Source organism: Leifsonia stereocauli (assembly GCF_038432415.1).
Taxonomy (GTDB): domain Bacteria; phylum Actinomycetota; class Actinomycetes; order Actinomycetales; family Microbacteriaceae; genus Orlajensenia; species Orlajensenia stereocauli.
Genome location: NZ_JBCAUN010000003.1, coordinates 115,657 through 133,211 on the forward strand (window position 1 = coordinate 115,657; position 17,555 = coordinate 133,211).

10 protein-coding genes are annotated in these 17,555 nt (G+C 69.9%); 1 reads left to right on the forward strand and 9 read right to left on the reverse strand.

Annotated features, from left to right (window positions below):
* Positions 1-76 precede the first annotated feature (76 nt).
* The 7 genes from AADV74_RS14720 to AADV74_RS14750 all read right to left on the reverse strand — a co-directional run bounded on the left by AADV74_RS14720 (position 77) and on the right by AADV74_RS14750 (position 9,255).
* Positions 77-1,003 (reverse strand): endonuclease/exonuclease/phosphatase family protein, encoded by a 927-nt coding sequence (locus AADV74_RS14720; RefSeq protein WP_342115426.1) that lies wholly within the window; start codon positions 1,001-1,003, stop codon positions 77-79.
* A 129-nt stretch (positions 1,004-1,132) separates the two neighbouring features.
* On the reverse strand, positions 1,133-2,638 hold the full coding sequence (locus AADV74_RS14725; protein ID WP_342115429.1) for a sugar porter family MFS transporter: 1,506 nt from the start codon (positions 2,636-2,638) through the stop codon (positions 1,133-1,135).
* Between the two features lie 181 nt (positions 2,639-2,819).
* Positions 2,820-3,557: a hypothetical protein gene (locus AADV74_RS14730; protein WP_342115431.1), complete on the reverse strand. Its 738-nt coding sequence runs from the start codon at positions 3,555-3,557 to the stop codon at positions 2,820-2,822.
* A 5-nt stretch (positions 3,558-3,562) separates the two neighbouring features.
* Complete coding sequence (locus tag AADV74_RS14735) at positions 3,563-3,772, reverse strand: hypothetical protein (RefSeq protein ID WP_342115432.1); 210 nt, start codon at positions 3,770-3,772, stop codon at positions 3,563-3,565.
* A gap of 185 nt (positions 3,773-3,957) precedes the next feature.
* Positions 3,958-6,027 carry an ABC transporter ATP-binding protein gene (locus AADV74_RS14740; protein ID WP_342115434.1) on the reverse strand — a complete coding sequence of 690 codons (2,070 nt, stop codon included), beginning with the start codon at positions 6,025-6,027 and terminating at the stop codon, positions 3,958-3,960.
* Positions 6,024-7,757: an ABC transporter ATP-binding protein gene (locus tag AADV74_RS14745; RefSeq protein WP_342115437.1), complete on the reverse strand. Its 1,734-nt coding sequence runs from the start codon at positions 7,755-7,757 to the stop codon at positions 6,024-6,026. The genes AADV74_RS14740 and AADV74_RS14745 overlap by 4 nt, the downstream gene beginning before the upstream one ends.
* 193 nt (positions 7,758-7,950) lie before the next feature.
* On the reverse strand, positions 7,951-9,255 hold the full coding sequence (locus AADV74_RS14750; RefSeq protein ID WP_342115440.1) for an MFS transporter: 1,305 nt from the start codon (positions 9,253-9,255) through the stop codon (positions 7,951-7,953).
* 81 nt (positions 9,256-9,336) lie between these two features.
* Between AADV74_RS14750 and AADV74_RS14755 the strand changes: the two genes are divergently transcribed.
* Entirely contained in the window at positions 9,337-11,142 is a 1,806-nt protein-coding gene (locus AADV74_RS14755; RefSeq protein WP_342115442.1) for a DUF2207 family protein, read from the forward strand.
* 90 nt (positions 11,143-11,232) lie between these two features.
* On the opposite strand, the gene AADV74_RS14760 is transcribed toward AADV74_RS14755, so the two are convergent.
* Complete coding sequence (locus AADV74_RS14760; RefSeq protein WP_342115444.1) at positions 11,233-13,014, reverse strand: hypothetical protein; 1,782 nt, start codon at positions 13,012-13,014, stop codon at positions 11,233-11,235.
* Positions 13,014-17,555: a hypothetical protein gene (locus AADV74_RS14765; protein WP_342115447.1), complete on the reverse strand. Its 4,542-nt coding sequence runs from the start codon at positions 17,553-17,555 to the stop codon at positions 13,014-13,016. Before AADV74_RS14765 ends, AADV74_RS14760 begins: the two co-directional genes overlap by 1 nt.

Here is a 17,555-nt window from a genome sequence, read left to right on the forward strand (position 1 = left end):
CCGTTCAGTGAATACACGGATGCGGTGAGCCTCCTCAGGCGCCGCCGTCCCCCGCGAGGTCGACGCCAGACGAGCGTCAGCGACCGACCGTGAGTGCGATGGCGCGGTGGTCCGATCCGTTGGCGTCGAGCACGTGAACGGATGCGGCGTCGATTCCGCGCGTCAGAGCGTGGTCGAGCGCCACCAAGGGGATCCCGGCCGACCACGTGAACGGGAACCCCGCCGTGTCGGTGCGCACCAGGGGTGCCTCATCCGTCACCGGAACGAGCATGTGGTCGTCGGTGGAGGTGTTGAAGTCGCCGATCACGACGAGGCGCTTCGACGTGTCATCGGCGAGGGTGCCGGCGAGGTTCTCGAGCATCCGGTCGCGATCCTCGTGTTCGCCAGGGCGGAAGGAGGCGAGGTGCACGGCGAAGAGCCGGGTGACTCCCTGCGCTGTGTCGACGTCGACGCTGAGGGCGCGCTTCCAGCCGAGGCCGAGGTCGAGTCGCTGCCCGTTCGAGAGTTCCGTCGTGCTCCAGACGCCCACGGTGCCGGCGACGAACGAGTACGGGTAGCGCTCGGCGAGGGCGGTTGCGACGGTGTCACGGATGTCGGCGCTGAGCTCCTGCAGCACGATCACGTCGGGCTGGTCGTCGGCGAGGGCGCTGACCATGGCCGCGGCGTCGCCATTGCCGGCCTCGAGGTTCTCGCTGACGATCGTGGTCGTCTCGGCCGTGGCGGCCACGGCCGGAACGGGGAGGGCGGCGGGCAGCACGACGAAGCACCACGCCAGCGCTGCGGCGCCGGCTCCGATGAACGCCGCCGGCGTTCGCGCGATGATCGCCCCGACGAGCAGCGCGATCACGATGACGCCCAGCCAGGGGAATGCGGCCTCGACGAGTGAGAGTGTTCCCGCGAAGCCGGGCAGCGCCCGATGGAAGACCAACAGCGCTGCGAGCACCAGACCCCACACGAGCACTGAGACTCCACGCGCTGTGCGTCGGCGGGCGCGTGTGGTCATCGGTCGATCATGGCAGCACCGGATGCCGCGAAAGTGAACGACAGCTGAGTGCGGGCTGCGCGCCCGGGAACGCAGCGAGAGTCGAGCGCGCTGCGAGCGCCCGACCCTCGGAGTACTGCGTGACTGTCTCTACAGCTTGGCCGTGACCTCCGACTTGCCGCGCTTGGGCTTGGACGCGAAGGTGACCTCGGCCTCCTCGAGCGCCATGCCACGGGTCTCCGGGATCTTGAAGAACACGAAGATGCCCGAGAGCAGGGCGAACGCCGCGTACATGCCGTAGGTGAAGGTGAGCGAGAACGCCGCCAGCGCGGGGAACGACACCGTGATGAGGAAGTTCGCGATCCACTGCGCTGCAGCGGCGAGGCCGAGGGCCTTGCCACGGATGCGGCTCGGGAAGATCTCGCCGAGAAGCACCCACACGATCGGGCCCCACGAGGCACCGAAGGAGATGACGAAGATGTTGGCTGCGACGAGCGCGATCGGGCCCCAGGCATCCGGCAACGAGACCTCGCCGTTCGATCCCGTGACGGCGAACGAGAACGCCAGCGCCATCGCGCCCAGAGAGAGGAACATGCCGGCGGAGCCGGCGAGCAGGATCGGACGGCGACCGAGGCGGTCGACGAGGAGGATGGCGACGACGGTGACGGCGACGTTGGTGATCGACGTGATGACGCTGATGAGCAGCGAGTCGGACTCAGCGAATCCGACGGCCTTCCACAGGGTCGTCGAGTAGTAGAAGATCACGTTGATGCCGACGAACTGCTGGAAGATCGACAGGGTCAGACCGATCCACACGATGGGCTTGAGGCCGAACGCCTTGCCGCGCAGGGTGGCCTTCTCGCCTTCCTTGTCCTCGTCGATCGCCTTCTGGATGTCCTCGACGGCACGGTCGAGATCGTCGGCTTCGACGAGGGTGGAGAAGATCTCGCGCGCCTCGTCGGTGCGGCCCTTGGTGAGCAGGTACCGCGGTGACTCCGGCAGTCGCAGGGCGATCACGCCGTAGACGACGGCCGGGATGGCGCCGACGAGGAACATCCAGCGCCAGGCCTCGAGCCCGAGCCACAGCACCTCGTCAGCGCCGCCGGCGACACCCGCGAGGAGGGCGTCCGACAGCAGCGCGGCGAAGATACCGATCGTGATGGCGAGCTGCTGCAGCGAGGCCAGGCCACCACGGATCTGCCGAGGCGCGATCTCGGCGATGTAGGCAGGGGCGACGACAGAGGCGATACCGATGCCGAGACCGCCGACGACCCGCCAGAGGGCGAGGTCCCAGACGGAGAAGGCGAGGCCGGCGCCGATCGAGCTGACGAAGAAGAGCACGGCACCGAGGAGCATGACCTTGAGGCGGCCCCAGCGGTCGGCGAGAGTTCCGGCGAGGTACGCGCCGAGGGCGCAGCCGAGAAGGGCGATGGCGACGGTGAAGCCCGTGATGACGTCGTTGAGGCCGAAGTCCTGCTGGATCGAGTCGACGGCGCCGTTGATAACCGACGAGTCGAAACCGAACAGGAATCCACCGACGGCAGCCGAGACCGCGAGGCCTATCGCCCTGCGTCGATACTTGCCGGTCGGGGCCTTGCCGCTCGTCTCCGTGGACTTGGCACCCTCATTGGAAGTCGTCACGACTCTCCCCTTCAATCGTTCCGGCGCGCTCGTCTGGGCGTGCTCGTGTCAGCTGCGCACTGCTGATGCGTGGACGTGGCTGAGCGGAGATTCATACGGACAGCAGACGGCTTCTTCGGCATCATCAGGTCCTCGGCTCGCACAGGAGCCGCCCTCTCCACGGCATCCATCGTATGCCCGCGTGAGGTTGCCGAGGTCAACTGGGGGGAGGGTTGACAACGGCGGTTCGGGCGCGCTCGATCGCGGCGATGCCGAAGAGGCATCCGGCGATCACGAGAACAGCGCCCGGCAGATAGCCGGTGCCGATGGGGGAGTCGTGGGAGGCGAGGAACAGGTTCGACAGGATCACGAACTCGGCGATCTGACTGCCGAGAACAAGCCCGAGAGCGAGCACGCCCCAGGCCAGGCGACCGCGGTGCGGCGGGGAGAGCAGGAGCAGGACGATGGAGGCGACGACCGGGGCGAGGAGTGCGATGAGGCCGAGAACGGATGCCGGAACCCAGCCGAGCACGCCGAGGGTGGCATCCGTCAGCGCCGCCAGAAGCTGACCGGTGCCGATGACGGCGCCCGATGCCGCTGCCACGAGGCAGGCGACCAGGGCTGTGCGCGACGCTGCAGCCCAGGACGCCCACAGCAGCCAGAAGCCCGTCATCACGAACGAGGCGAGGGCGGCGAGCACGACGGCGCCGAGGATCGGCTCGAACGGCGCGCTCACGATTCCGTAGTCGCGCAGGTGGTCCTGCGCCTCGACGCAGGCCAGGGAGTCGAGGTCGACGACGCACGGCTGCCATCTGATGCTGGCGGCGAGGATGAGGGCGGTTCCGGCGACCACGAGGAGGATGGCGGTCGGGGCCCACGGGGCGCGGGATGCCGAGCGCTGCGGGATCACCGCCGTCGCCGAGCCAGCCGAGCCAGCCGGGTCCGGCGCCGCCATCGCCGTCACCGCCGCCGGGCGTCGACGGCCAGAGCGCCGATGCCCGTGACGAACACGGGGAAGGCGGCCAGGACCAGCAGGAAGGCGATCTCCGTGCCCGTCATGACGATGGCTATCCCGGCGATGGCCGCGATGACCGACGACGCCACACAGAGCACACCGATGACGGCGGCCAGCGAGATCGAGCGCGGCATCCGCGTGTCACGTGCTCCCATGGCACGAGTCTGGCCTGATCTCGCCATCGGCGACAGGGCGTTCAAGTGAACTCTTGAACGCGTCGACGCTGTGACCCTACTGGTGCGCTTCGGGCGGTCGCTGCGCTCGGCCCTCAGCGAGCGGGAACTCCTCCCTTGCTCGCTGAGGGCCGGACGAAGTCCGCGCCCGAAGCGCAGCCAGACCGCTACGCGTTCGCCGGGTCGCTCTCCGATTCCGGAACGACATCGGTTCCGGATGCCGCAGACACCGATCCGGTGACGGCGGCGAGCTCGGCGTCGATGTCGGTCGCACCCTGGAACTGCGAGTTGTAGAGGCGGTAGTACGCGCCCTCCCGCGCGATGAGCTCCTCGTGCGACCCCTGCTCGACGATGTCGCCGTGCTCCATCACCAGGATGAGGTCGGCGTCACGGATCGTCGACAGGCGGTGCGCGATCACGAACGAGGTGCGACCGTTGCGGAGCGCAGCCATCGCGTGCTGGAGGAGCAGCTCGGTGCGGGTGTCGACCGATGAGGTCGCCTCGTCGAGGATGAGCACCGACGGAGCGGACACGAACGCTCGCGCGATCGTGATGAGCTGCTTCTCGCCCGCGGACACGTTCGACGCGTCCTCGTCGAGGACGGTGTCATACCCGTCGGGCAGCGAGTGCACGAACCTGTCGACGTAGGTGGCCTTCGCGGCCGCCACGATGTCGTCGTCCGTCGCGCTCTGCTGCCCGTAGCGGATGTTCTCGCGGATGGTTCCCGCGAACAGCCACGGGTCCTGCAGCACCATGCCCGTGCGCGATCGCACGTCGTGGCGCCGCAGGTCGGCGATGTCCTGACCGTCCATGAGGATGCGGCCGCCGTTCAGTTCGTAGAACCGCATGATGAGGTTCACCAGCGTGGTCTTGCCGGCACCCGTCGGTCCGACGATCGCCACCGTCTGGCCCGGCTTCACCCGGAACGACAGGTCGCGGATCAGGGGCCGATCCGGCGTGTAGGAGAAGGCGACGTTCTCGAAGGAGATCGTGCCGTCGCCATCGACCGGCTTCGGGGCGTCGGCTGCGTCCGGCTCCTGCTCCTCCTCGTCGAGCAGTTCGAAGACCCGCTCGGCAGAAGCGACACCGGACTGCACGACGGCGGCCATTCCGCCCAGCTCCGACAGCGGCTGGGTGAACTGCTGCGAGTACTGGATGAACGCCTGCACGTCGCCGAGGCGCAGCTGGCCGCTGGCCACCATGAGCCCGCCGAGCACGGCGATGCCCACGTACGTGAGGTTTCCGATGAACATCATTCCGGGCATGATCATGCCCGACAGGAACTGCGCCTTGAACGAGGCCTGGTACAGCTCCTCGTTCTCCGCCTTGAACTTCGCCATGGCGTCTTCCTCGCGGCCGAACACCTTGACGAGGGCGTGACCGGAGAACGACTCCTCGACACGGGCGTTGAGGCGGCCGACCTTGCGCCACTGGATGTTGAATGCCTTCTGCGACTTGGGCCCGATGACACCGAAGATCACTCCCATGAGCGGCAGGGAGACGAGGGCGACGATGCTGAGCTGCCACGAGATCGAGAACATCATGATCAGAACGCCGACCACTGTGAGCACGCTCGTGATGACAGTCGAGAGCGACTGCTGCATCGTCTGCGTGATGTTGTCGATGTCGTTCGTGACGCGCGAGATGAGCTCGCCGCGCTGCACCTTGTCGAAGTAGCTGAGCGGCAGGCGGTTGATCTTCGCCTCGACGGATTCGCGGAGGCGGTACATGGTGCGCATCATGATGATGTTGATCACGAAGCCCTGAATCCAGCTCAGCACCGAGGCCACCAGGTAGAGCGCCAGCACGAACATGAGCACCTGGCTGAGTCGGACGAAGTCGACCCCCTCGCCCGGTGTGATGTTCATGGCGGCGATCATGTTGGCCTGATCGGTCTGGCCGTCGGCGCGCAGGCCCTCCACGACCTGGTCCTGGGTGACGCCGGCAGGCAGTTGCGCGGAGACGACGCCCTCGAAGATGATGTTGGTCGCCTCGCCGAGCACCTTCGGTGCCGCGACGGTGAGGAGCACGCCGATCGCGCCGAGCAACGACACGAAGATGAAGGCGACGCGGTGCGGCTTCAGCAGGCCGATGAGACGACCGAAGCTCTCGCGGAAGTTCGCGGCCTTGCCCGGCTTGACGCTGTCCCAGTCGCCGGAGGCGAGGCGCGCCTGCTCGGCGAGTTCGAGTTCGAGCTGCTCCTCTGCGGAGATCGCGCTTGTGGTCCCGGTGCTCATGCGCCTGCCTCCACTCCGAGCTGCGATTCGACGATCTCACGGTAGGTCTGGCTCGACTCGAGCAGCTGCTCGTGAGTTCCGACTCCCACCATCCGTCCGTCGTCGAGCACGACGATGCGGTCGGCATCCGTGATGGTCGAGATGCGCTGGGCGACCACGATCTTCGTCACCTGTGGCAGCTCCCTCCAGAGGGCTTGTCGTAGTCGGGCATCGGTGGTGAGGTCGAGGGCCGAGAACGAGTCGTCGAAGACGAGCACGTCGGGCTGGTGCACGATCGCCCGCGCGATGGCGAGACGCTGGCGCTGGCCGCCCGAGACGTTCGTTCCGCCCTGGGAGATGCGGGCCTCGAGCTGGCCGTCCATCTCAGAGACGAAGTCGGCACCTTGGGCGATCTCGAGCGCCCGCCACAGCTCGTCGTCCGTCGCCTCCTCCCGGCCGAAGCGGAGGTTGGATGCGATGGTCCCGGTGAACAGGAACGGACGCTGCGGCACCAGTCCGATGCCGTTCCACAGCAGGTCGAGGTCGGCCTGGCGCACGTCGACGCCGCCGACCGACACAGTGCCGGCCGTCACGTCGAAGAGGCGGGGGATGAGCGAGACGAGGGTGGTCTTGCCGGCTCCGGTGGACCCGACGACGGCCACGGTCTCACCCGGTTCGGCCCGGAAGGTGATGCCGGAGAGCACGGGCTGCTCGGCGCCCGGGTAGGTGAAGCCGGCTCCATCGAACGACACCGACCCGGGCTCCGGGAAGGTCGTCGCGGGCTGGGTCGGGCGGATCAGCGTGCTCGTGCTGTCGAGCACCTCGCCGATGCGGTCGGCCGACACGGCCGCGCGCGGGATCATGATGGTCATGAAGCTCGCCATGAGCACGCCCATGAGGATCTGCATGATGTATTGCATGAAGGCGAACAGCGTGCCGACCTGGATGTCGCCGTTGTCGACCCTGATGGCGCCGAACCAGATCACGGCGACGACGGTGACGTTGAGCACCAGCATCGCGAGCGGGAACAGGACGACGAAGAGCGATCCGACCTTGCGGCCGACGACCATGATGTCGTAGTTCGCCGCGGCGAATCGCTCCTCCTCGATGGGCTCGCGCACGAACGCGCGCACGACCCGGATGCCGGTGAGCTGCTCGCGCATGATCCGGTTCACGGCGTCGAGGCGCTTCTGGTACGTGCGGAACAGCGGCACCATGCGGCTGATGATGAGACCGGCGACGATGAGCAGGGCCGGGACCGCGATCGCGATGATCCAGGTGAGCCCGATGTCCTGGCGGATGGCCATGATGACGCCGCCGATCGCCAGCAGCGGCGCCGAGACGAGCATGGTCGCGCCCATCATCGCGAGCATCTGCACCTGCTGGACGTCGTTCGTGTTGCGCGTGATGAGCGATCCGGCGCCGAACTGCGAGACCTCGCGTTCGGAGAACCCGCTCACCCTCTCGAAGATGTTGTCGCGGATGTCGCGGCCCATCTGCATGGCCGCGCGTGCGGCGAAGTAGGTGGCGATGATCGACGCGATGATCTGGCCGAGGGAGATGCCGAGCATCATGACGCCCGTCGACCAGATGTAGCCGGTGTCGCCTGTCGCGACGCCCTCATCGATGATCTGGGCATTGAGGGTGGGCAGGTACAGCGACGCGAGGGCGGCGATGAACTGGAAGACCAGCACGCCGAGCAGCGCCCAGCGATACGGCCTCAGGTAGCGGACGAGGAGTTTTCCGAGCATCAGATCTCCGAAGGGTGGTGGAAGGCAGGGCAATGCGGGATGTGAAGGCAGTATCCACGTACCCACCGACACTGCAGGATGCAGAAGCTGTCGCCGGTGGGACGAGCGCGGTAGGAGGGTGGTCCCCCGCGCGGCCGATCAGCCTTTCAGAATTGCACGCGCTCGCGAAGAGGTCAAGCGAACAATGCTCGTCTCAGGTGACGGATGCGGCGGACAGTGCTCGCGGGCGCCGCGAGATGGAGATGCTCACGACGGCGGCCACGATGCACAGGCCGGCAGCGCCGAACCAGGCCAGCGTGTACTCGCCGGTCGCATCGCGCACTGTCGCCGCCGCAGTGGCGGCGATGGCGGCCCCGACCTGGTGCGAGGCGAAGACCCAGCCGAAGACGATCGGGCCGTCCTTGCCGAACACCTCGCGGCAGAGCGCGACAGTCGGCGGAACCGTCGCCACCCAGTCGAGCCCGTAGATGACGACGAAGATGATGATGGGCGGAGCGACGGTGGCCGACAGCAGGAACGGAAGCACGAGCAGGCCGAGGCCGCGGCCGGCGTAGTAGACGGCGAGCAGGATGCGGGGGTTCACCCGATCCGTCAGCCACCCCGATGCGATGGTGCCGACGATGTCGAAGATGCCCACGACGGCCAGCAGGCCCGCGGCCGTCGTCTCGGCCATGCCGTGGTCGTGCGCGCTCGGGATGAAGTGGGTGCCGACCAGGCCGTTGGTGGTCGCGCCGCAGATGGCGAAACCCGCCACGAGGGCCCAGAAAGTGCGCACCCTGCTGGCCCTGGCGAGAGTCGACAGCGCGAGCTTCGCCGCGTTGCCCTTCGCCGGCGGCTGGTAGACGTAGGAATCCGGCGCGCCGAATGGCGTGAGCCCGAGGTCGACGGGGTTGTTGCGGAGGAAGAGGAGCACCAGCGGGACGACGGCGAGCGCGCCGCAGGCCACGAGCAGGGTGGCCTGACGCCAGCCCTGCTGCTCGACGAGGATCGCGATGAACGGCAGGAACGCCAGCTGGCCCGTCGCGCTCCCGGCCGTCAGGATTCCCACCACGAGGCCGCGGCTGCGCACGAACCACTGGTCTGCCACCGTCGCCGCGAAGACCAGCGCCATCGATCCCGTGCCGATGCCGATGAGGAAGCCCCACGTGAGCACCAGCATCCAGGGCTCGGTCGCGAACACGCTCAGCCCCGCACCCGCCGCGACCAGCAGCAGCGCGCAGGTGGTGACTATGCGCATGCCGAAGCGCGCCATGAGTGCCGCGGCGAACGGCGCCATCAGGCCGTAGAGCAGCAGGTTCACCGTCACGGCCACCGAGAGCTGGGTGCGCGACCACCCGAACTCCGCCTCGAGCGGCAGCATGAGCACGCTTGGCGCCGCCCGGAACCCGGCGGCACCGACCAGCGCCAGGAAGGCGACGCCGGCGACGATCCACGCCGGGTGCACGCGCCAGTTCGGATGTGGGCGCTGCGCACTGTTCGGCGCCGGCGGGGTGGGCATGGTCTCGAGTATGGCCGACTCCCGGAGGGCATCCGCATCACCGACGGCATCCGACGCCGCGCCCGACCTAGGCTGGGCCCTGTGAGACGACTCATCGCCCTGACCATCGCCGTCGCGATCGCCGTCGGAGGTGCGCTGCTCCCGGCGGCTCCGGCGCTCGCCGACGTCGACGACTTCACCTTCGAGAGCTTCCATGGCGACTATTCGCTGGGTCGCGACGCCGAAGGGCACTCGACCGTCGAGACCGTCGAGACTCTCGTGGCGGTGTTCCCGGATGCCGACCAGAATCGCGGCATCCGTCGCAATCTGAACGCCGAGTACGACGGGCATCCGACCGAGCTGACCATCGTCTCCGTCACCGACGGCGCAGGCGAGAAGCGTACTTATGAAGAGGACAGTGACGACGGCGTCGTGAGCCTCACCATCGCGGGCGACGAGTACGTGCACGGGCTCCAGATGTACGTGATCACCTACACCGAGAAGTACCTCGACAGGTACTACGCCGACACGGATGCGCAGGAGTTCTACCGCGACACCAACGGCACGGACTGGGCGCAGCCGTTCGGCCGGGTCACCGCTCGCGTTCACCTGACCGACGAGCTCCTACAGGCTCGAACTGGGGAAGCCGATGCGGCGTCGGGCGCCGAGGGTGCAGACGGTCCGGCCGAGATCTCCGAGACCGCCGACGGCTACGAGTTCGCGGCATCCGATCTCGGGCCGCACGAGAACCTGACCTTCTCCATCGGCTTCGAGAACGGCACGTTCGTCCCGCGCGACGACGGCTTCTTCGCCGCCCCGTGGCCGATTCTCGCGCTCGTGTTCACCCTGCTCACGGTGCTGGCCATGATCGGGGCGTTCGTCGTGCGCTCGACCCGGCTGAAGGACGCCCCGGGCCGGGGGATCATCGTGGCCGAGTACCTGCCGCCGCCCGGGGTGAGCATTGCACTGGCCGGCGTCATCCTCAACAGGACCACGACGGCCCCTCCGGCGCAGATCCTCGCGCTCGCCGTCGCCGGCCGCGTGCGCATAGTCGAGGTGGCGAATCCGCGCGCCGGGGGCAAGGACTCCTACGAGATCGAGTTCCTGCAGACCCGCGCCACGGGTCGCGAGGCCTTCCGTAATCCCGAGCCGAGCGTCGACGACCTCGAGGTGCTGCACGCCATCTTCGGTGACTCGCTCACCCCCGGCGAGCGCCGGCCGCTCGGGAAGACGGACTCGAAGGCGCTGAAGCGCCTCACCGCTGCTGGCAAGAGGGTGCGGGCTGATGCCGTGACGGATGGCTTCCGCAGGCCGTTCCCCACGGGCCCCGTCACGCTCGTGGTCGTCGGAGCGATCGTGGCCGGCATCCTGGCGATCCTCTTCTCCGCCGTCTCCCTGGCCACCGTCTACGGCGGCTTCTGGCCCGGCGTGTTCATCGGCGTCGCGCTGCTCGCCCTGATCGGTGCCTGCATCGCCGTGGCCAAGTACCCTCTCGACGCCAAGGGAGTCGCGGCCCGAGATCACCTCAAGGGGCTCGACGAGTACATCGAGCTGGCCGAGGCCGACCGCATCCGGTACCTGCAGTCGCCACAGGGAGCCGAACGCACCCCGATCGCCACCGACGACAGCGAACAGATGCTCGACCTCACCGAGCGGCTGCTGCCCTGGGCCGTGCTGCTCGGGCACGAGAAGAAGTGGACGGCCGAACTCGGCCGCTACTACGAGCAGACCGGATCACAGCCGGGATGGTACGTCGGGTCGCATCCGTTCAACGCGGCGCTCTTCGCGACGAGCATCAGCTCGGTCTCGACCAGCGTCACCTCGAGCTACTCGGCCTCCGGCGGCGGTTCGGCCGGCGGTGCGTCGTCGGGCGGCGGCAGCGGCGGAGGCGGTGGCGGCGGGGTGTAGAGGGAGTCTGCTCGCCGAGGGCCGAGCGCAGCGGCCGCCCGAAGCGTTTCGACCGCGGACTTCGTCCGGGCCTCAGCGAGCGGTCATCGCCTAGGCCGTCGGCGGATGCGTCATGTCGGTGAACGACAGGGCCGAGTCCCACGCGAGCCGGCTGGAGGCCTCGCCCCGGCCCGTGCGCACCCTGTATGCCGCCCACTTCGCGTACCGGCCGTCGGCCCGTCGCGCCAGCACCGGAACCGCCCGCAGGTGCACACCCTCCCGGGGCAGCTCCTCGCCTGGGAAGGTCAGCGGCGTCGGATTCAGCGTGACGCCGCTCGGCACCACGGGAACGCCATCGCGCAGCAGGGCGGCCTTGCGCAGCGACACCTGCCCGGGCTTCAGGGCCACCGGGGCCAGCGGAATCCAGTGGGCAGGCACCGGCGACTGCAGCCTGTAGGCCCGCTCCTCCTGAGTGAGGCCGGTCGGCCATGGATCCGGCTCCGGAGCCCGCTCGCTCGAGCGTCGCCTCGGATCGCCGCTGCGACCCTGCACGGAGTTCTCGATGGCCCACGCCATGTTCGCCATCTCGTCGCGGAGGAAGAGCACGTCCTCGAGGGCCTCGCCCACGAGGGTGCCGACAGCGGTGGGAGGCAGCACGATGCCGGGAAGCATCCGCCCGGCGGCCGATGCCACCCCGAACATCGTGAATGCCGGGTCGACGAGTTCAGGCACCGTCACGGCGTCGCCGAAGTCGTCGGTGAGGGTGACGACGCCCACCCTGTTGACAGCTCCCAGCAGGCCGTCGACGGGCACGGCGAGCCAGTCGTCGCCCGACGACAGTGCGAACTCGGCCAGACAGAGTCTGGCGAGGTCGTTGGTCTGCGCCTCGATGGCGCCGATGTCGACGGCACCGTCCTCCAGCTGCCAGTAGCGGTCTGCCGGCATGCCCGGGAATCGCAGCGGGGTGGCGAGCATGGTGGCCTCGCTGGCCACCGGAGCTCCCGCCGCCGCCTCCTCGGGCAGCGCGCCGCTCGCACCCTCCACCCACTCGAGGTCGCTCCAGCGCACCGACGCCGAGCCGAACTGGGTGCCGCGAGCGAACACGGCGTCGGCCTCATCGCCGAAGCGCAGCGCGAAGCTGTACTCGAGCCGCTCAGTCGACCACGCTCCGCCCGAGTCCGGTGCGCCGCCCAGCCAGTCGAGCCACTCGGCGATCACGGCGCGGGTGGCAGCGGCATCCGTCGCCTCCCCGATCCAGGCGGGGTCGCCCGCGCGCAGCTCGGTCGCGAGCGAGCCTCCGTCGGGCACGGCTCCTCCCAGCACCGCGAACAGGCGCGCGGCCTGGGGGTCGTTGAGGCCCAGCGGATCGTTGGGGTCGTCATCGAGGGCGAGCGGATGCCGCCCGGCGAGCGAGCGCGCCAGCGTCTTCTCCCCGGCATCCGTCAGCAGGTCGACGAGCTGGGCGCCGGCCTCGGCGCGTTGCCGCAGCCCGTCGCCGAAGGCCAGCTCGGGGACGTCCTGCACGAGTTCCTCGAGCAGTGCCCCCTCGCGCCAGGGCCGCCACTCGACCCCCGCCAGATCGGACGAGGAGGCCGCGGCCCCCACGAGCGGCGCCCACGCCGTGATCGGCAGCGCGCTCGACGCCACGTGCACCGACACGACCGAGCCGGCATCCTCGCCGGTGAGCTCGCCGAACTGCCACTGCCTGCCGAGCATCCAGGCGGCGTCGCCGATGCGCGCCTCGGAGCCCGGTGCCGGGTCGCCGGTGATCGAGTCGGGCTCGAGGCGCACCATGGCGGGCGGGTCGGCCACCTGCAGCAGCTTCACTATCGCCGCCACGTTCTGGTCGGTCACGGCGTTCACCATCATGTCGATGGGGATGTTCACGGCCATCACTTCACCTCCGAGAGGAACGGGATGGCATCCCCGGACCATTTCACCTTGGCCAGTTCGGTGAACTGGAGTCCCTTGCGGATCTGCAGCCACGGGCTCGCCACGTAGATCGCAGGCAGGATGGCCGCGTCGCCCGGGGTGTGCTCGTAGGTCACCAGTCTGGCCTTCGCGAGGTCGATCGCCTCGAGTACCGTCGCCACGACCGAGTCCGTCGTCCAGCGCCTGCCGTCAGGTGACACGGCCGAGAGCAGCACCTGCGGCGCCCGCGCCGAGGCCTGGTTGGCGTGCACGGCGAGGCCGGTGGTGGCCCGCGCCGCCCGCAGCGGATTGTCCGGCGCCGCCGGGTCGAACGCGCGCGGGTCGGGCTGGTACGGCAGCGTCTCGGCCCAACCGTCGATGGCGAGGCCGGCGAAGGCTCCTGCCACGGAATCGTCATCGCCCACGATCTCGACGACGAGATGACTCGCGGATGCCGCAGGCCATGGCACGTCGTTGGGCAGGGATCCGGCCAGCCAGCGGTCGGTGCCGGCCGCGGGGTCGCCCGTGGCCTCGTCGCGCTCGGTCAGCTGCACGACGCGCAGCGGGATCGGCGTGCCGAGCGCGCCGCCGAGAAGCTGCGCCTCGGCCAGCCGCCCGACGCCGGCCTGCACAGTCGCGTGATCACGGACGAAGGCGTTGAGCTGGGCCCGAGCCGGCTGCTTCTTCATGGCCGGCTTCGTGACGGCCTCCGAGAACGAGTCGGTGCCGTCCGGCTTGGCCAGCAGCGGCAGCAGCAGGAAGCCGTCGCCGAGGATGCCCTCGGCCACCGCGCGGCAGGCGTCGACGATCTCGCCTTCAGTCGCAGCAGGGTCACGGGCCGGGTCGCGGAGGGCGGCCAGAGTCGCCCGGGCCTGTTCGAGGCGAGCGGATGCAGCCTGCCAGGCGCCGACGGCCCAGGCCACGTTCGACGGGATGGCGGCATCCGGAACCAGGGGAATTCCGAAGGCCGCGAGGCCGCGCACTGCGGCGACGACGCCGGCCACGTCGTCCTCTTCCACCGCCAGGGTGTCCGGATCGACGGCGGCGATCACGGCCTGGCCCGAGGCGAGCACGGCGGCGAGGGCGTCGAGCACCGCGTCGCAGCGACCCTGCAGTTCGGCCGTGTCGAACCGGCGTTGGGGGGTGACGCCGGTTCGCACGAGGGAGTCGGGGCCGAGCGGAGTGCCGCCGGCCGCGAGGGAACGGAGGCTGCCGGCGAGGGCGACAGCGTGCAGCAGCTCGTCGGCGAGCGGGGAGTCGGCCATCGCCGGGATGGCGGCGCGCAGTTCGCGGTCGAGGGATGCCGCGTCGTCGGTGAAGACCAGGTCGAGGGCGGCCCAGCCGGCCTCGGCGAGGGTGTGCTTGTTGCCTGCGGCATCCGTCACCGCGATGTCGGCCGGGTCACCGAGACGCCTGGCCGCCCACGCCTCAAGGCGGGGCTCGGCGAGAGCCCGAGGGCGGGGGCTCGGGGTCGCCCAGCCCGTCGCTCCGACCGGGATGACCGCGAACACGCCGTGCGTGAGGATGCGGCCGGTCTGGCGCACGCTCAGAACGCCGAGGTCCGGGTCGACGGCGGCGCCGCTGGCCATGGCGTCCATCGCCGCGGAGGCACGCGACGGGTTGCCCGACGAGTACTGCAGCACGCTCTCGCTGAGCAGGGCGTCCGAGACGGCGTCGAGGGTGGCGGCTGCGCCGCGCAGTGCGGCGAGCACGAGGTTCCACTCGGCGTCCGACACTGGATCCCAGGTCTCGATGAAGGCGTTGTCGGGCTTGCGGGAGAGGCGGGTGCGCAGCGGCGGGTTCGCACCGGCGAGGGAGTCGAGCGGGAACAGCCGCAGCAGTTCGGCGCCGTCGACGACGTCGCCGCCGGCTACCCGCGCGGCCGCGACCTCCTGGGCCTCGTCGTTTCCGAGCTGGTCTGTGGCCTCGGGCGCGATCTGCCGCAGGCTCAGCTGGAAGCGGGCTGCCGACGTTCCGGCGAGGCCGCGCTCGATCTGGTAACCGAGCAGGGCGCCGATCGACTGGCCGGCCTGCACCCCCTCGAGAACGCGGCGCAGTTCGACGCCGCGACGGCTCGACAGGTCGATCGCGAACGGCTGGGCGCCGGGCTTCGCGCCGATGTTGGAACGGTGCGCGCTCGCGAGAACGCCGGCGGCGACGGCGTGCGAGCTGCTCGGCGCGTGGATCCAGCCGTCGGGATCGCGGCGGGTCGCCCCCAGCCTGATCTGCTCGACGTAGCCGAACGCCCCGATGGTCATGCCGACGGGGGCTGATGCCGCGAGCGTGGCCCGGCGCGCTGTCGCCAGGCCCGTCGCCCAGGCGTCCACTCGGTGCGATGCGAGATCGAGCGCATGGGCGACGGCGATGCGGCGCTCGTCGAGCGGAGCCGCCGCGAGGGCGATCATGGCTGCCCGCACCTCGCCGCCCACGCCGAAGGCGTAGAGCAGTTCGGTGATGGCGCTGCCGCCCAGCCACTTCGCCTGGGCGGTGTCGCCGAGGTCGAGGGCGACCTGCGCGAGCGAGGTGCGGGCTTCGGCGACCGGTTCGAGGGCGGAGATGCTCACGCGCTCCCCGGGCTGACCCTCGAAGTGCTGCACGGCGGCCACCGTGTCGGCTGCGGCGAAGAAGCGAGAGGGGGCCGTATCGTCGACGGCGGCGTCGGCGGATGCCGCCGATCTCACCATCGCGGCGATGTCGGGGTCGAGCTGCACGAACTCGAGCAGCGGCCCCACGAATTCCTGCGGCGTCGCCCGGAAGCGCAGCCGCTTGGCGCTGTCCCACGCGATGTCGAGCAGGGCCTGCAGCACGCTGTCGACCTTCGGGGTGGTGCCTGCGAGGATCTCGGCCACGACCTCGGCGTCGCGGTCGGACACCAGCGGCAGGCCGATGGTGCGGGAGTCGTCGTGCGGCGCCGGCGTCTGCAGGATCTTGGCGGCATCGACCGAGAACTGCGCCAGCATGGCCGTGCGCAGGTGCGCCTCGGCGAGCAGTTGGGAGGGGTCGGCTCCAGTCGCCGCTGCGAAGGAGGCGAGCTGGGGGCCGTCGACGGCGGGCCTCGCCCGCACGCCCGTGGCCACGGGGCTGGTGCCCATCATGTCGAGCAGGTCCTGGTCGCTGAGCTGGTCGCCCGGGCGCACGTGGGGTACGGCGGGTGCCCGGCTCGCCCAGCGCGCCAGCGTTCGGCGGATGAGCGGCACGAGGTGCGCCGTGATCTCACTGGACCGCGGGCTCCAGGCGTCGAGATCCGTGACCGGAAGCACGCCGTAGGGCTGGGCGCCGATGCGCAGGGTGGGGGCCGGGCCCGCCCCGCGCACGTGATCGCGGTGCAGGCGTCTGGCCGACTCGATGCTGCTCGGGGTGACGGCCGGGATGGCGAGGTCGTCGAGGCGTTCGAGCACCCCATCCCAGGTGGCGAACCAGAGGGCGGTGTTGGCGGCCTCCTCCGCCTGGTCCTGGGTGGAGACAGGGTCATTGGGGTCGAGGAGATGCTCGACGGATGCCGCGTCGAGGCCGAGTGCCGCCGCGAGACGCGTCGCGTCCCGTGACGGTGTGCGCGGCTCCAGCGATGGGGCGCCGGCGCTCGCCGCCGGGCGGTACGGCGATCGCTCGGCATCCGCATTGTTCGTGGCCGTCCCGGCGGCGAGCAGTGAGACGCCGTCGCTGAACCTGTGGCTGGTGAGCAGTTCGACGAAGTCGGCCGCGTTGGCCTCCTCCGATACCGAGTTGCGCGTGCCGACCACCACGATGCTGTCTATGAGCGTCGTGCCTCCAGGCAGCGGCACCTCCACGCCCAGACCGGCCCTCACCGCCGCGGTGAAGTCGACGGTCCACTCCGAGCCGACGGGAACGTTCAGGCCGGCCACCTCGCTCAGCTCGTCGTCGCCGAAGGCTATGGGCGAGAGCGGAACGTCGGGGGCGACGGGCGACCCCGTCACCGTGATGGGCGCCCCGCCGCTCGGGAACACGCGGACCACGAACTGGTCGGGCAGGCAGCGAGCCACGGTGCCGTGGGCGACCTCATCGGGAGAGTCGGGGAAGGTCGGGTCGCCCTGACCGCGCGTCGCGAGGTTCGTCGGGGTCGTCACCTCGGCCACCCAGCCTGCACGGCGGGCACCGACGGCCTCGGTGAGCGCCGACCACGCAGCGGGGTCGGCTGCGTCGACCCAGACAGCGCGCCAGTAGGCCTGGCCCGCGGCGACCTCCGCATCCGTCACCGACCGCAGCAGGCTGTCGATGTGCGCCTCGTCGGGCGAGATGCGCACCCGCAGGGTCGAGGTTCCGGGCGCGAGCTTGCTCTCGATGCGCACGGGCAGCAGCACGAGAGGCACCTCGGGTGAGGCGTCGCACGGGTCGAGTCGATCGCGGAGGCCGCCGATGATCTCGCGCAGGTCGTCGTCGAGCTTCAGGATGTCGCCGCGCAGGCCGCGATCGGCCGGCTTGCGGAGGAGCGTGCGGCGCTTCTCGGTCAGGGTGGCGATGCTCTCGCGCACCCTGGCGAGGTCGTCGGGGGTCTCGACGGGCAT

Bases quoted from the DNA above. Each gene is read 5' to 3' on its own strand.
- AADV74_RS14720 (WP_342115426.1), bottom strand. From the start codon at position 1,003: ATGACCACACGCGCCCGCCGACGCACAGCGCGTGGAGTCTCAGTGCTC.
- AADV74_RS14730 (WP_342115431.1), bottom strand. From the start codon at position 3,557: ATGGCGGCGCCGGACCCGGCTGGCTCGGCTGGCTCGGCGACGGCGGTG.
- AADV74_RS14735 (WP_342115432.1), bottom strand. From the start codon at position 3,772: ATGGGAGCACGTGACACGCGGATGCCGCGCTCGATCTCGCTGGCCGCC.
- AADV74_RS14740 (WP_342115434.1), bottom strand. From the start codon at position 6,027: ATGAGCACCGGGACCACAAGCGCGATCTCCGCAGAGGAGCAGCTCGAA.
- AADV74_RS14745 (WP_342115437.1), bottom strand. From the start codon at position 7,757: ATGCTCGGAAAACTCCTCGTCCGCTACCTGAGGCCGTATCGCTGGGCG.
- AADV74_RS14750 (WP_342115440.1), bottom strand. From the start codon at position 9,255: ATGCCCACCCCGCCGGCGCCGAACAGTGCGCAGCGCCCACATCCGAAC.
- AADV74_RS14760 (WP_342115444.1), bottom strand. From the start codon at position 13,014: ATGGCCGTGAACATCCCCATCGACATGATGGTGAACGCCGTGACCGAC.
- AADV74_RS14765 (WP_342115447.1), bottom strand. From the start codon at position 17,555: ATGCCCGTCGAGACCCCCGACGACCTCGCCAGGGTGCGCGAGAGCATC.